Annotated in this window: 17 protein-coding genes; 8 read left to right on the top strand and 9 right to left on the bottom strand. The window is 72.8% G+C overall.

The genetic code is table 11. The annotated features are described in order from the left end of the window. The 3 genes from otsB to V3C34_RS04130 all read left to right on the top strand — a co-directional run bounded on the left by otsB (position 1) and on the right by V3C34_RS04130 (position 2704). The gene (gene otsB / locus V3C34_RS04140; protein WP_346008157.1) at positions 1–753 is read left to right on the top strand and encodes a trehalose-phosphatase; all 753 of its coding nucleotides are present in this window, start codon (positions 1–3) and stop codon (positions 751–753) included. Between the two features lie 65 nt (positions 754–818). Further along, positions 819–2069: a DUF4032 domain-containing protein gene (locus V3C34_RS04135; protein WP_068424414.1), complete on the top strand. Its 1251-nt coding sequence runs from the start codon at positions 819–821 to the stop codon at positions 2067–2069. After that, complete coding sequence (locus tag V3C34_RS04130; protein ID WP_346008156.1) at positions 2066–2704, top strand: RDD family protein; 639 nt, start codon at positions 2066–2068, stop codon at positions 2702–2704. Before V3C34_RS04135 ends, V3C34_RS04130 begins: the two co-directional genes overlap by 4 nt. A 31-nt stretch (positions 2705–2735) precedes the next feature. Here the strand turns inward: V3C34_RS04130 and rlmB are convergent, their stop codons facing one another. The 4 genes from rlmB to V3C34_RS04110 are packed head-to-tail and all read right to left on the bottom strand — an operon-like array spanning position 2736 to position 6865. After that, on the bottom strand, positions 2736–3677 hold the full coding sequence (gene rlmB / locus V3C34_RS04125; protein WP_068424411.1) for a 23S rRNA (guanosine(2251)-2'-O)-methyltransferase RlmB: 942 nt from the start codon (positions 3675–3677) through the stop codon (positions 2736–2738). Continuing rightward, positions 3677–5110, bottom strand: a complete 1434-nt coding sequence (cysS, locus tag V3C34_RS04120) for a cysteine--tRNA ligase (RefSeq protein ID WP_068326870.1) — start codon at positions 5108–5110, stop codon at positions 3677–3679. Before cysS ends, rlmB begins: the two co-directional genes overlap by 1 nt. Before the next feature lie 40 nt (positions 5111–5150). After that, positions 5151–5780 carry an MBL fold metallo-hydrolase gene (locus V3C34_RS04115; protein ID WP_068424409.1) on the bottom strand — a complete coding sequence of 210 codons (630 nt, stop codon included), beginning with the start codon at positions 5778–5780 and terminating at the stop codon, positions 5151–5153. Beyond that, positions 5777–6865, bottom strand: a complete 1089-nt coding sequence (locus tag V3C34_RS04110) for an S-(hydroxymethyl)mycothiol dehydrogenase (protein ID WP_068424407.1) — start codon at positions 6863–6865, stop codon at positions 5777–5779. The genes V3C34_RS04115 and V3C34_RS04110 overlap by 4 nt, the downstream gene beginning before the upstream one ends. A 165-nt stretch (positions 6866–7030) precedes the next feature. Between V3C34_RS04110 and V3C34_RS04105 the strand changes: the two genes are divergently transcribed. Genes V3C34_RS04105 through V3C34_RS04095 form a run of 3 tightly spaced genes read left to right on the top strand, consistent with a single transcriptional unit; the run spans position 7031 to position 8425 of the window. Beyond that, complete coding sequence (locus V3C34_RS04105; RefSeq protein ID WP_346008155.1) at positions 7031–7348, top strand: transcriptional regulator; 318 nt, start codon at positions 7031–7033, stop codon at positions 7346–7348. Positions 7349–7385: 37 nt separating this feature from the next. Continuing rightward, complete coding sequence (locus V3C34_RS04100; protein WP_345913638.1) at positions 7386–7712, top strand: hypothetical protein; 327 nt, start codon at positions 7386–7388, stop codon at positions 7710–7712. Then, the gene (locus V3C34_RS04095; protein WP_346008154.1) at positions 7709–8425 is read left to right on the top strand and encodes a type 1 glutamine amidotransferase; all 717 of its coding nucleotides are present in this window, start codon (positions 7709–7711) and stop codon (positions 8423–8425) included. The genes V3C34_RS04100 and V3C34_RS04095 overlap by 4 nt, the downstream gene beginning before the upstream one ends. Before the next feature lie 16 nt (positions 8426–8441). Here the strand turns inward: V3C34_RS04095 and ispF are convergent, their stop codons facing one another. Further along, positions 8442–8951: a 2-C-methyl-D-erythritol 2,4-cyclodiphosphate synthase gene (gene ispF / locus V3C34_RS04090; RefSeq protein ID WP_346008153.1), complete on the bottom strand. Its 510-nt coding sequence runs from the start codon at positions 8949–8951 to the stop codon at positions 8442–8444. Positions 8952–9007: 56 nt separating this feature from the next. Here ispF and V3C34_RS04085 point away from each other — a divergent pair, with 56 nt between their 5' ends. Next, positions 9008–10078 (top strand): NAD(P)-binding domain-containing protein, encoded by a 1071-nt coding sequence (locus V3C34_RS04085; RefSeq protein WP_346008152.1) that lies wholly within the window; start codon positions 9008–9010, stop codon positions 10076–10078. A gap of 77 nt (positions 10079–10155) precedes the next feature. Here V3C34_RS04085 and ispD read toward each other — a convergent pair whose 3' ends face one another. Together ispD and V3C34_RS04075 are read right to left on the bottom strand one after the other, a co-directional pair. After that, positions 10156–10827: a 2-C-methyl-D-erythritol 4-phosphate cytidylyltransferase gene (gene ispD, locus V3C34_RS04080; protein ID WP_068424392.1), complete on the bottom strand. Its 672-nt coding sequence runs from the start codon at positions 10825–10827 to the stop codon at positions 10156–10158. Between the two features lie 38 nt (positions 10828–10865). Then, complete coding sequence (locus V3C34_RS04075; RefSeq protein WP_068326896.1) at positions 10866–11348, bottom strand: CarD family transcriptional regulator; 483 nt, start codon at positions 11346–11348, stop codon at positions 10866–10868. Between the two features lie 189 nt (positions 11349–11537). Between V3C34_RS04075 and V3C34_RS04070 the strand changes: the two genes are divergently transcribed. Further along, complete coding sequence (locus V3C34_RS04070) at positions 11538–12053, top strand: hypothetical protein (protein ID WP_068326899.1); 516 nt, start codon at positions 11538–11540, stop codon at positions 12051–12053. 95 nt (positions 12054–12148) lie between these two features. On the opposite strand, the gene V3C34_RS04065 is transcribed toward V3C34_RS04070, so the two are convergent. Continuing rightward, positions 12149–12829, bottom strand: coding sequence for a response regulator transcription factor (locus V3C34_RS04065; protein ID WP_068326902.1), 681 nt, complete (start codon positions 12827–12829; stop codon positions 12149–12151). 17 nt (positions 12830–12846) lie between these two features. Then, positions 12847–14019, bottom strand: a complete 1173-nt coding sequence (locus V3C34_RS04060) for a sensor histidine kinase (protein WP_068326905.1) — start codon at positions 14017–14019, stop codon at positions 12847–12849. Between the last annotated feature and the right edge of the window lie 134 nt (positions 14020–14153).

Raw genomic sequence — 14153 nt, 5'->3', positions numbered from 1 at the left:
GTGCCCCTCCCGCAGCCGGTCACCGCTGCCCTGGCCGCGGTCGCGGCGGCGCCGCGCCTGCTCGTGGCGACCGACTTCGACGGGGTGCTCGCCCCCTTCGTCCTCGACCCGATGGACGCTCGGGCCCAGCCCGGCAGCATCGACGCCCTGACCGCCCTCGCCGCCGCCGCCGACACGTGGGCGGCCGTGGTCTCGGGGCGCGACCTGGCCACGCTCACCGCCCTCACCGGGTTGGAGAGGTCGGCGGTCGCCCGGATCGGCAGCCACGGCGCGGAGTCCAGCTCGGGCGGGGTGCTCCCGGAGGGCACCGATGCCGCCGTCGCCGCGCTGCGCGGCCACGTCACGGCGACCGTCGCGACCCGCGAGCCGCGGATCCGCCTGGAGCACAAGCCGACCGCCGTCGTCCTGCACACCCGCGGGCTGCCCGAGGAGGTCCTGCCGATCGCCGCAGCGATCGCCGAGGAGGCCGCCCGGCACGACGGGGTCACGCATCTCGCCGGCAAGGGCGTGCACGAGCTGAGCGTCCTGCGCGCCGACAAGGGCACCGCGCTGCGCGCGCTCGCCACCGAGCTCGGCGTCGACGCCACCGTCTACCTCGGCGACGACGTGACCGACGAGCACGCCTTCGCGGTCCTGACCGGGGACGACCTCGGCATCAAGGTCGGTCCGGGCGAGACCGCCGCCACGTTGCGCATCGAGGACTGCACGCTCGTGCCCGCCGTCCTCGCCGAGCTGGCCCGGCTGCGCGGCTGAGCGCTCCGCCCCCTTCGCCCCCGCCTCCTGCGCCACACTGGGGGGATCGACGGAGGGAGGCACCCGTGCCCCTGGACATCTCGGCGGCGCGCCCGGACCCCGCCCTGCTCGACCTGCCGTGGTCGGTCCCGCTCGAGGAGTGGCCGCAGGAGCGCCTGGCCGCGCTCCCGCGCGGCATCTCCCGGCACGTGGTGCGGTTCGTGCGGCTCTCCGGCGGGGTCATCGCGGTGAAGGAGATCAAGGCCGAGCTCGCGCGCAACGAGTACCGGCTGCTCCGGCTGCTGCGCCGCCTCGACCTGCCGTGCGTCGAGCCGCTCGCGGTCGTCTCCGGGCGCACCGACGCGGAGGGGCACCCGCTCGACGCCTGCCTCATCACCCGGCACCTGCAGTTCTCCCTCCCCTACCGGGTGCTCTTCAGCCAGCACCTGCGCGAGGACACGGGCGTGCGCCTGGCCGACGCGCTCGCGGTGCTGCTCGTGCGACTGCACCTCGCGGGCTTCTTCTGGGGCGACGTCTCGCTGTCCAACACCCTCTTCCGGCGCGACGCGGGGGCCTTCACCGCCTACCTCGTCGACGCCGAGACCGGTGAGCTGCACGACTCGCTGAGCACCGGGCAGCGCGAGCACGACCTCGACCTCGCCCAGACCAACATCGCCGGCGAGCTCATGGACCTCGCCGCCGGCGGCTACCTGCCGGAGACGCTCGACCCGGTCGCGGTCGCTCACGACGTCATCGAGCGCTACCGCGGCCTGTGGGACGAGCTCACGGGCGACGAGTGGTTCGAGGCCGGCGACCGCTGGCGGGTCGACGAGCGCATCCGCCGGCTCAACCTGCTCGGCTTCGACGTCGACGAGCTGGAGATGTCGACCGACCTCGACGGCACCCACCTGCGCATCGAGCCCAAGGTCGTCGACGCCGGGCACCACTCGCGGCGGCTGCTGCGCCTCACCGGCCTCGACGTCGAGGAGAACCAGGCGCGGCGCCTGCTCAACGACCTCGACTCCTACCGGGCGGCCATGGACCGCCAGGGTGACGACGAGGCGCTCGTCGCGCACGAGTGGCTCGACCGCGTCTACGAGCCGACCGCACGACGCATCCCGCCGCAGCTGCGCGCCAAGCTGGAGCCGGCCGAGATCTTCCACGAGATCCTCGAGCACCGTTGGTACATGGCCGAACGCGTGGGGCACGATGTCCCCATCGAGGACGCCATCGCGGAGTACCTGCGGGACGTCCTGCCGAGCAAGCCCGACGAGCAGGCGGTGCTGGGGACGGACACCCAGCTGCTGCCCGTCGTCGACGACGAGAGGCAGACATGACGGATCCGACGCAGGGCACGCCGTACGGGGGCGCGCCGTACGGAGGTGCGCCGCAGCCGCCGACCGGGTCACCCCAGCCGCCGCCCTTCCCGCAGGGCCGCACCCCGGACCAGCCGGGATCGCTCGCCTGGGTGGAGCAGCGCTACGACAGGTCGGCGACCTTCGCCGACCGGATCCTCCCCGGGATCATCGACGCCGCTCTCAGCTTCACCGCGGCCGTCATCCCGATGGTCATCGGCATCTCGCTCATCGTCGCCGGCATGCCCGACACCTACGACTGCGGCGGCTACTCCTCCAGCAGGTGCGAGGTCCCGGGCAGCGGCTCCGGCGCGCTCGTGGGCCTCGGCGTCCTCATGCTCCTGCTGAGCGTCCTCGCCGGCCTGGCGATGATCGCGTGGAACCGCGTGTGGCGCGTGACGAAGACGGGTCAGAGCATCGGCAAGAAGGTCACCGGCCTGAAGATCATCAACTCCGGGACGGGCGCCAACCCCGAGCTCGGCCCGGCGGCCCTGCGCGAGCTGGTCCACCAGTTCGCCGGCATCATCAGCTGGATCTGGATGCTCGTCGACGACGACGACCGCACCCTGGCCGACATCGTCGGCAAGACGCACGTCATCCACGCACCCAAGGCCTGAGCCCGGCCCCCGTGGCGCAGGGTGGGCCTGCTCAGGCCCCCCTGCGCAGCCGGGCGACCTCGTAGAGGGTGACGCCGGCGGCGATCCCGGCGTTGAGCGACTCGGTCGTGCTGACCATCGGGATCGAGACGATCTGGTCGCAGGTCTCGCGCACGAGCCGCGACAGGCCCTTGCCCTCGGAGCCCACGACGACGACGAGCGGCGAGGTCGCCAGCTCGAGGCCGGGCAGCTCGACGTCACCCTCCATGTCGAGGCCGATGACGAAGAACCCGGCCTTGCGGTAGTCCTCGAGCGCCCGCACGAGGTTGCTCGCCTGCGCCACCGGCACGCGAGCGGCGGCGCCGGCCGAGGTCTTCCACGCGGAGGCCGTCATTCCGGCGCTGCGCCGCTGCGGGACGACGACGCCGTGACCGCCGAAGGCGCCCACGGACCGCACGATGGCGCCGAGGTTGCGCGGGTCCGTGATGCCGTCGAGCGCGACGACGAGCGGGACGCCCGGCAGCTGCGAGTCGACGAAGTCCTGCGGGTGCGCGTACTCGTACGGCGGCACCTGGGCGGCGAGGCCCTGGTGGACCGCCCCGTCGGTGAGCCGGTCGAGCTCACCGCGCGGGGTCTCCATGATCGGGATGCCGGCCTCGGCCGCGATCGTCAGGGCCTCGCGGACCCGGTCGTCGCTGTCGATGCGGTTGGCGATGTACATCGTCGAGATCGGCACCTCGGTGCGCAGCGCCTCGACGACGGAGTTGCGGCCGGCGATCATCTCGGTCGAGCCGGACTTCTTGCGACCGCCGGAGGGGCGTGCCGGGCGCTTGTCCGCGGGCTTGTAGGCCTTGTGGTTGGGGCGCTCGTGGGCCTTGGGCGTGGGTCCCTTGCCCTCGAGTCCGCGGCGACGTTGCCCGCCGGACCCGACCTGCGGGCCCTTCTTGGACCCGGTGCGACGCACCGCTCCACGGCGTGAGCTGTTACCAGTCATCAGTGGTCCTTCCTGGCGAGGCTCCACCGCGCGCCGCGCGGGGTGTCCTCGATGGTGATGCCCGCGGCGACGAGTGCGTCGCGGATCTGGTCGGCGGTGTCGAAGTCGCGCGCGGCACGGGCCTTGGCGCGGGCCTCGACCTGCAGCTGCACGAGCGCGTCGAGGGCCACGGTGAGGTCACCCTCGCGGCTGCCCCCGGCACCACCCCACGTCGCCGACAGCGGGTTGATCCCGAGGACGTCGGTCATCGCGACGACCGTGGCGGCGATCTCGGCGGCCTCGTCCCGTCCCCCTTCGTCCAGCGCGGTGTTGCCGGCCCGCACGGTCTCGTGGATGACCGCGAGTGCCCCCGCGACGCCGAGGTCGTCGTCCATCGACGCGGCGAACTCGGCCGGCAGCTCGACGGCCGGGTCGGCCTCGAGCACCGACTGGCCGGGTAGCGCCCGGCGCAGGAAGCCCTCGATCCGCTCGACGGCGGCTCCGGCCTCCTCGAGGGAACCCGGGTGGTACTCGATCATCGAGCGGTAGTGCGCGGCGGTGAGGAAGTAGCGCACGGTGAGCGGGTCGTGCTCCTGCACCAGGTGCTGGACCTCGAGGGCGTTGCCGAGGGACTTGCCCATCTTCTCGCCCCTGACCGTCACCCAGCCGTTGTGCAGCCAGTAGCCGGCGAAGCCGAGCCCGGCGGCGCGCGACTGGGCCTGCTCGTTCTCGTGGTGCGGGAAGCGCAGGTCGATGCCGCCACCGTGGATGTCGAAGGTGTCGCCGAGGTACTTGCGAGCCATGGCGGAGCACTCGAGGTGCCAGCCGGGGCGGCCGGGGCCGTAGGGGGTGGGCCACGTGGCGGTCCCGGGCTCGTCGTCCTTGCGGCCCTTCCACAGGGCGAAGTCGCGCGGGTCGCGCTTGCCGCGCGGGTCGGCATCGTCGGCGGCGACCATGTCGTCGAGGCCCTGGTTGGACAGCTCGCCGTAGTCGGCCCAGCTCTTGACGTCGAAGTAGACGTCCCCGCTGCCGTCGGCCGCCGGGTAGGCGTGCCCGCGCTCGACGAGGGTGTCGACGAGCTGGACCATCTCGGGGATGTGGCCGGTGGCGCGCGGCTCGTACGTCGGCGGCAGCACACCGAGCAGCTCGAGGGCCTGGGTCGTGTAGCGCTCGTTGCGGTAGCTGAGCGCCCACCACTCCTCGCCGGACTCGGCCGCCTTGCGCAGGATCTTGTCGTCGATGTCGGTGACATTGCGCACGAGCGTCACGTCGTAGCCGTGACCGCGCACGAGCCAGCGCCGCAGCACGTCGAAGGAGACGGCGAAGCGCAGGTGGCCGATGTGCGGCGCGCCCTGCGTCGTGAGACCGCAGATGTACATCCCCACCCGACCGGGGGTCACGGGGACGAAGTCGCGCTGGGTGCGCGTGGCGGTGTCGAAGAGCTGCAGGGTCACGGGCCCAAGGTTAACCGCCACGCGCCGCCGCGCCGACGGCTCAGTGCCCGCGGTCGAGCCACTCCTGCACGTGCGGTGCCTCCGCGCCGATCGTCGTGTCGTCCCCGTGGCCGGTGTGGACGACGGTGGCCGGGGGCAGGACGAGCAGCTCCTCGCGGATCGACTCGACGATCGTCGGGAAGTCGGAGAACGAGCGGCCGGTCGCGCCGGGACCCCCCTGGAAGAGGGTGTCCCCGGAGAAGAGGACCCCGAGACCGGGGGCGTGCAGGCAGCAGGCACCGGGCGCGTGGCCCGGCGTGTGCAGCACGGTGAGCTCGGTGCCGGCGACGGTGATGACCTGACCGTGGGCGAGTGCGCCGTCGGGGGCCCGGTCGGGGTAGGTCATCTCCCACAGCGGCGCCTCGTCGGGGTGCAGCCAGATCGGGGCGCCCTTGGCATCCGCGACCTCGGCCGCCGCGTTGACGTGGTCGTTGTGGGCGTGGGTGCTCACGACGGCCACGAGCGTCCGGTCGCCGATCGCCTCGAGGATAGGGGCGGCCTCGTGGCCGGCGTCGATGACGATGCACTCCGCGTCGTCGCCGACGACCCACACGTTGTTGTCGACCTCCCAGGACCCGCCGTCGAGCTCGAAGGTGCCCGAGGTGACGACCTTGTCGGTGCGCGCCGTCACAGGACCACGACCGATCGCAGCACGTCACCGGAGTGCATCTTGTCGAAGGCGGACTCGATGTCGCCCAGCCCGATCCGCTCGGTGACGAAGGCGTCGAGGTCGAAGCGGCCCTGGCGGTAGAGGTCGACGAGCATCGGGAAGTCGCGGCTCGGCAGGCAGTCGCCGTACCAGCTGGACCTCAGCGAGCCGCCGCGACCGAAGATCTCGATCATCGGGAGGGTGACCTCCTTGTCGGGGGTCGGCACGCCGACGAGCACGAGGCGCCCGGCGAGATCGCGGGCGTAGAAGGCCTGCTCGTAGGTCTGCGGCAGGCCGACCGCCTCGACGACGACGTCCGCGCCGAAGCCGCCGGTGAGCTCGCGGACCCGCTCGACGGTGTCCTCGGCGCTCGCGTCGACGGTGTGCGTGGCGCCGAAGCCCTTGGCGATCTCGAGCTTGCGGGGGTCGGTGTCGACGGCGATGATCGTCGTCGCGCCGGCGACCTGCGCGCCCGCGATGGCCGCGTTGCCGACGCCCCCGCAGCCGATGACGGCGATCGACTCGCCGCGGGTGACCTCGCCGGTGTTGACCGCCGCGCCGAAGCCGGCCATGACGCCGCAGCCGAGCAGGCCCACGGCGGCCGCGTCGGCCTCGCCGTCGACCTTGGTGCACTGGCCGGCGGCGACGAGGGTCTTCTCCGCGAAGGCGCCGATCCCGAGGGCCGGGGTGAGCTCCTCGCCGGTCTCGGCGATGGTCATCCGCTGGGTGGCGTTGTGGGTGTCGAAGCAGTACTGGGGCTTGCCCTTGAGGCAGGCGCGGCACTGGCCGCACACGGCGCGCCAGTTGAGGATGACGAAGTCGCCCGGCGCGACGTCGGTGACACCCTCGCCGACGGCCTCGACGACGCCGGCCGCCTCGTGGCCGAGGAGGAAGGGGAACTCGTCGTTGATCCCGCCCTCGCGGTAGTGCAGGTCGGTGTGGCACACCCCGCAGGAGTGCACCTGGACGACGGCCTCGCCGGGTCCGGGGTCGGGGACGACGATGTCGACGAGCTCGACGTCGGCTCCCTTCGAGCGGGCGATGACTGCCTTGACGGTCTGCGGCACGACGCGACTCCCTTCGCTGGTGGGCCGGGTGGCCCGGTCTCTGCCCCCATCGTGGCCCACGGGCGAAGGGGACGACAGCCGCGGGTCCGGGGTGGCCGCGGATCCGCCTGCGGCGGCGGGCGAGCGGCGTCTTGCCGCCGAGGCAAGTCACCTACTCTGGGTGCCATGCCTCGGCCGATCTTCGACCCGGTGGTGCACCAGCCGCACCGGCTGCAGATCTGTGCCCTGCTGGCACCGACTCGGGGCCTGCCCTTCGCCGAGGTCCGCGACGAGATCGGCCTGTCGGACTCCGCGCTGAGCAAGCACCTACGCAGCCTCGAGGCCGAGGGCTACGTCACGGTGGGGCGGGAGCTGACGGACGGTCGACGCACGACGCGAGTGACCCTCACTCCCGCCGGCCGCGAGGCCCTGTGCGGTCACATCTCCGAGCTGCAGCGGCTCGCCCGGCTCGCCTCGCCGCGGCCCCGCGTCAGGACGGCCTGACGCACCCCGCGACCGGCAGCGACATAGGGTGGCGCGCATGGGCCTCGACCACCAGTTCACCTACCTGCTGACGCAGCTCGGCTGGTCGCTCCCGGCCATGATCACCGTAGCCGTGATCGGCGTGATCGCCCTGGTGCGCCGCGACGCCGGTCTCTGGTGGAAGCTCGTCGTCGGCGGTGCCGCCGTGCTCGTGATGGGGCAGCTCATGAGCGCCTTCGGCACCTTCCTCATCATGCAGCTCGACCGCGGCTACCAGTTCCACTGGCTCGTGTCGGCCCCGGCCCTGCTGCTGAACGTGGTCGGGCTCGGCCTCCTCGGCGCGGGGGCCGTCACCGGGCGGCGAGCGCCGACGACCACCCGATGAGCCTCCTCGTCGTCCAGCACCAGGAGACCTGCCCACCGGCACTCGTCGGGACCTGGCTCACCGAGGCCGGCGTCGAGCTCGACGTCCGGCGCCCCTACGTCGGCGACGCGCTGCCGAGTGACCTCGAGCAGCACGACGGCCTGCTCGTCCTCGGGGGCGAGATGGGCTGCCGCGACGACGACGTGGCCCCGTGGCTGCCGACCGTGCGCGAGCTGATCCGCACGGCCGCGGAGCGGGCGACCCCGACCATGGGCATCTGCCTCGGGCACCAGCTCGCGGCCGTCGCGCTCGGCGGCGACGTCGCGCGCAACCCGCGCGGCCGCACGATCGGCGTGTGCACCGTGAGCGACACCGGGCACCTCGCGGGCGACCCGGTCCTCGGCAGCACGACCGGTGCCCCCGTCGCGCAGTGGAACGACGACATCGTCACGGCCCTGCCCGAGGGGGCGGTCGCCCTCGCCGCCAACGAGCACGGCGACCTGCTCCTCGCCCGTCTCGCACCGACCGTCTGGGGCGTGCAGGGGCACCCCGAGGCCGACCTCCCCGTCGTCGCCCGCTGGGCGGCCAAGGAGCCCGACACCCCGGCCGTGTCCGGCACCGACGTGCCCACCGCGCTGGCCGAGGTCGAGCAGGCGCAGCCGCGCGTGGCCGAGGCCTGGCGTCCCGTCGTCCGGGCCTTCGTCCGCGAGCTCGCCGACCGCCGCAGGACCTGAGTCCTCCCCTTCGCCCTCAGGCGGGGACGACGAGCGCGGTCGCGACCGCGGCCGCCCCCTCGCCCCGACCCGTCAGGCCGAGCCCGTCGGTCGTCGTGCCGCTGACGCTCACCGGCGCGCCGCAGGCCGCCGACATGGCCTCCTGGGCCTCCTCACGGCGGGTGCCGATCTTGGGCCGGTTGCCGATGACCTGCACGGCGATGTTGCCGATCTCGTAGCCCGCTGCCCGCACGAGCCGGGCCGCCTCCGCGAGCAGCCTTGCGCCCGAAGCGCCCTCGAGCTCGGGGCGCCCGGTCCCGAAGTGCGTGCCGAGGTCGCCGATCCCGGCCGCGGAGAAGAGCGCGTCGCACGCGGCGTGGCAGGCGACGTCCGCGTCGGAGTGGCCCTCGAGCCCGACCTCGCCGGGCCACAGCAGACCGGCGACCCAGAGCTGGCGCCCCGACTCGGGGGCCGCGAGGGCGTGGACGTCGACGCCGATCCCGGTCCGTGGCAGCCGACCGACGCCGTCGATGTGGTTCGCAGTCATGGCGGCAGTGTCGCAGCCGCAGGGATCAACGCGTCGCGACCGGGCGTTGCACGAGCGTGGAGACCCTCGACTCGCTCGTCATCGGCGCCGGCCAGGGCGGTCTGTCCGCGTCCTTCCACCTGCGCCGTCTCGGCATCGACCACGTCGTCCTGGACGGCAACGAGCGGGCGGGCGGCGCGTGGCAGCACCGCTGGGACTCGCTGTCGATGGACGACGTGCACGGGGTCGCCGACCTGCCCGATGCCCCTGCCCCGGGCGGTTCCGCCGACCGGGCCAACGAGGTCATCGCGCGGTGGTTCGACGAGTACGAGCAGACCCACGACCTGCCCGTCCTGCGGCCCGTCCGCGTCGACCGGGTCACCGACGAGGACGGCCTGCTCGTCGTCCACGCGGGCTCGAGGACCTGGACCACGCGGACGCTCGTCAACGCGACGGGGACGTGGACGCACCCCTTCGTGCCGACGTACCCGGGCCAGCGGGACTTCGCCGGGGAGCAGTGGCACACGGTCGCCTACCCGGGCGCCGAGCACTTCCGCGGCCTGCAGGTCGTCGTCGTCGGTGGCGGCGCCTCGGCCGTGCAGTTCATCGGCGAGATCGCACCGATCGCCGAGGTCACCTGGGTGACGCGACGCGAGCCGGTGTGGAACCCGCAGTTCTCCGGCCGGGACGCCGTCGAGCTCGTCGAGCGCCGGGTGCGCGAAGGGAGGCCCCCCGCCAGCGTCGTGTCCGTCACGGGCCTGGCGCTGCGCCCCCAGGAGATGACCGCGGCACGCACCGGCGTCTACGGGCGGCGTCGACCGATGTTCGAGCGGGTCGAGCGTGACGGGGTGCGTTGGGCGGACGGGAGCTTCGCCGCCGCCGACGCGATCCTGTGGGCCACGGGGTTCCGCCCCGCGATCCGGCACCTCGCCCCCCTTCGCCTGCGCAGCGCCGCGGGCGGCATCGCCCTGCTGCCCGGCAGCCGGGACGTGCAGACCTCCGTCACGAGCGCGGTCGACCCCCGCGTGCAGCTCGTGGGCTACGGGCCGTCGGCGAGCACGATCGGCGGCAACCGCGCCGGCCGCGCCGCGGCTCTCGCCGTGCGGCGCCAGCTCTCCGCCGCCCCACCAGCGGACCTGCGCACCTGAACCCTGCATTCCCCTAGGGCAATGCACGCCTGAACCTGCATTCCCCTAGGGCAATGCAGGAAGGGGGGAGGACGGACTCAGCCGGACGCGGCCAGGAGGCGCTCGGCGCGGGCGAGGTCCTCGGGGGTCGTGATCTTGAGCGCGCGGGGGTCGCCCTCGACGACGACCACGTCGTGGCCGAGGGCCTCGACGAGGGCCGCGTCATCGGTGGCGAGGACTCCGGCGGCGTGGGCGGCGGCGAGGACCGCGCGGTCGAAGCCCTGGGGGGTCTGCACGGCGCGCAGGCTCTCGCGCACCGGCGTCGACGTGATGACCCCCCGCTCGTCGACGACCTTGATGGTGTCGACGACCGGCAGCCCGGGGATCGCGCCGGCAGCACCTGTCGCGACCGCGGCGACGACCCGGTCGAAGACCGCGACGGGCGTGAGGCACCGGGCGGCGTCGTGCACGAGGACCATCGTCACCCGCTCGGAGAGCGCGTCGAGCCCGCGGGCGACGGACTCGGTCCGCTCGGCGCCACCGGCGACCACGGCCACCCCGACGTCCTGCGCGGGGACCCGCCCGACGATCTGGCCGGCGGGTGCCAGCTGCGCCTGCGGCACGACGAGGACGACCTCGGCGGGTCCGGCGGCGAGCACCCCTCGGAGGGCGTGCTCGAGGATGGTCGCGCCGGCGAGCTCGACGAAGGCCTTGGGCCGGTCGGCCCCGAGGCGGGTCCCCGAGCCGGCCGCGACGACGACGACGCCCACACCGGGAGCGGTGCGGGCGTCGTCGGTCAGGTGTGTGCTCAGGAAGCCAGGACCTCGTCGAGGATGACCTCGGCCTTGTCCTCGTCCGTCTTCTCGGCGAGCGCGAGCTCGGAGACGAGGATCTGGCGCGCCTTGGCCAGCATCCGCTTCTCACCGGCGGACAGGCCCCGGTCCTTCTCACGGCGCCACAGGTCGCGGACGACCTCGGCCACCTTGATGACGTCACCGGAGGCCAGCTTCTCGAGGTTCGCCTTGTAGCGGCGGGACCAGTTCGTCGGCTCCTCGGCGTGCGGCGTGCGCAGCACCTCGAAGACGCGGTCCAAGCCCTCCTTGCCCACGACGTCGCGGACACCCACGAGGTCGCAGTTCTCGGCGGGCACCTCGATGGTCAGGTCACCCTGGGCCACCTTGAGCTTGAGGTACTGCTTGTCCTCACCCTTGATCGTTCGGATCTTGATCTCTTCGATCAGAGCAGCCCCGTGGTGGGGGTACACGACCGTCTCGCCGACCTTGAAAACCATGTGGAGATTTCCCCTTTCGCGACCTCCAGAATATCACGGCGTGTCGTGGGTCGCACCGGCGCTCACGGCACCACAATGGCCCTCCGCGCCCGCGCACCTCCGCGCCTAGGGGCCGGGCAGGCGAGGGCGCGCGTGGGGTGTGCCGCACCGGTACCCACCTCCGAGGACGCCCCCGCTAGGCTGTGCCCCGTGAAGCGCAACCTCGTCACCCGCAGCCGCGCCGTCCTCGTGGCCCTCGCCCTCGCGGCCGGCACTGCCGGCTGCTCGGTCAACTCCCCCTTCCAGACGGCCGAGACCATGTCCTTGGGCGACGGCGTCCCCGTCGACCTCGAGAGCGCCCAGGTGCGCAACCTCGCCCTCGTCAGCGGGGGCCAGGGCGGCGAGGCCACGGTCACCGGCACCGTGGAGAACACCTCCGGCAAGCCGCTCACCTTCTCCCTCAGCGTCGGCGACGCCTCGGTCAGGACCCGCATCCCCGCGCACCAGACGGTCTCGCTCAGCGAGGACAAGCACCTCACGCTCGACAAGGTCGACGCCGGCCCCGGCGACATGACCGACGCGGAGGTCTCCGACGGCTCCGAGACCACGCCGGTGAGCGTCCCCGTCCTCGACCCGGCCGGCTACTACGAGGACTACGCCCCCGAGGGCTGGACCCCGACCCCCGGTCCGACGAAGGCCGACGACGGCGAGTCCGAGGGCCACTGACCCACGGGCGAACGACCCGCTCGGCACCACGCACCGGAGGCCGGTACCCGCGACGGGTACCGGCCTCCGGTGCGTCAGGACGAAGGGGGGAACCCTCAGCCCTCGAACTTGTAGCCCAGGCCGCGCACGGTGACGATGTGGACCGGCTTGGCCGGGTCCGGCTCGATCTTGGCGCGCAGCCGCTTGATGTGGACGTCGAGGGTCTTGGTGTCGCCGACGTAGTCGCTGCCCCACACCCGATCGATGATCTGCACGCGGGTGAGCACCCGGCCCACGTTGCGCAGGAGCATCTCGAGCAGCTCGAACTCCTTGAGCGGCAGCTGCACCTGGGTGCCGTTGACGGAGACGACGTGACGGTCGATGTCCATGCGCACCGGGCCGCCCTCGATCGTCGCGGGCAGCAGCTCCTCGGGCTCGCTGTTGCGACGCAGCACCGCCTTGACGCGCGCGAGCAGCTCACGCGAGCTGTAGGGCTTGGTGACGTAGTCGTCGGCACCGATCTCGAGCCCGACGACCTTGTCGATCTCGCCGTCCTTGGCGGTCAGCATGATCACCGGGACGTTGGACCGCTGCCGGATGGCCCGGCACACGTCGATGCCGGACAGCCCGGGGAGCATGAGGTCCAGGAGCACGAGGTCGGCACCGTCCGCGTCGAAGGCCGAGATCGCGTCGGGCCCGGTCTCGGCGACCTCGACGTCGTATCCCTCCTTGTCGAGCAGATAGGACAGGGGGTCCGAGAAGGACACCTCGTCCTCGACCACGAGGATGCGTGTCATCAGCGGCTCTCCTTCATTCAGGGGGTGGTGGGTGAGGGGGTGACGGGAGGCGCGGGGCGCTCGACCTCGAGGGTCTCCGGCGCGACGGGCAGGCGGATGGTGAAGGTCGAGCCGTGCGCGCCGTCGCTCCACACCTGGATGTCGCCGCCGTGGTTGGCGCAGATGTGCTTGACGATCGACAGCCCCAGCCCGGTCCCCCCGGTGGCGCGTGACCGGGCGGCGTCCATCCGGTAGAAGCGCTCGAAGATCCGCGTCTGCTCGTGCTCGGGGATCCCGGGCCCCTGGTCGGTCACGGCGATCTCCACGGTGTCGCCCTGCAGGCGGGCGCCGACGCCGACCGCCGTCCCGGGGTCGGAGTAGGAGATCGCATTGCCGACGAGGTTGCGCACGGCCGTGATGAGCATGTCCTCGTCGCCCCGGACGTAGAGCTCCTCGGAGACCTTGTCGGTCAGGGTGATGTCCTTGGCCTCGGCCTCAATGCGCAGGTGCTCCAGCGCGAGGGCTACGACGTCCTCGACGTCGACGAGCTGCGGGTCCTGCAGGACAGGGGTGCCCTGGAGCCGCGAGAGCTCGACGATCTCCTTGATCAGGCTCGACAGGCGGGTGGCCTCGCCCTGCATCCGCCGGGCGAAGCGGTCGACGGCCTCGGGGTCGTCCTTGGCGTCCATGACGGCCTCGGCGAGCAGCGAGATGCCACCGACGGGGGTCTTGAGCTCGTGGCTGACGTTGGCGACGAAGTCGCGCCGGGTCTCCTCGAGCCGGCGGCCCTGGGTCTGGTCGTCGACGAGGAGCAGCAGGTGGTCGGCGCCGAGCGGGGCCACGCGGGCCGAGACGTAGACGACGGAGCTCAGGCCCGGGCGGGCGATCTCCAGCTGGGCGTCACGGATCACGTCGTCGCGCGCGACCTGCTCGACCATGGTGGAGATCGCCGGGTGGGCCAGACGACCGTTGCGGACGAGGCCGTAGCTGACTGCCGCGGGTGAGTTGGTGACGACCCGCCCGGTCCGGTCGAGCACGACCCCGGACGAGCGCAGCACGGCGAGGACGTCGCCGACGCCCCGCGGCACCTCCGGCTCCGGCTCCGGTGGCACAGCGCGCTCGCGATCGCTGAAGTCGATCGCCGCCCAAACGAGGAAGCCGATGAGCAGGCCGGCGATGCCACCGAGAATTGCCGCTGTCGTTGGCTCCACGTCACCGAGGGTACTTCTCCGGTGGGGCATGCTGGGACCGGGTGGCCGGGCACCGCACGGTCCTCCGCGGAGTTCACCTGCTCGCCCGACGACGTTCACCCGGACGAGGTCTCATGGGGCCGGGACACCCTCTT

It is taken from the genome of Janibacter terrae (assembly GCF_039636765.1).
GTDB classification, from domain to species: Bacteria; Actinomycetota; Actinomycetes; order Actinomycetales; family Dermatophilaceae; genus Janibacter; species Janibacter terrae.
This window is presented reverse-complemented; position numbering and strand designations above follow the sequence as displayed.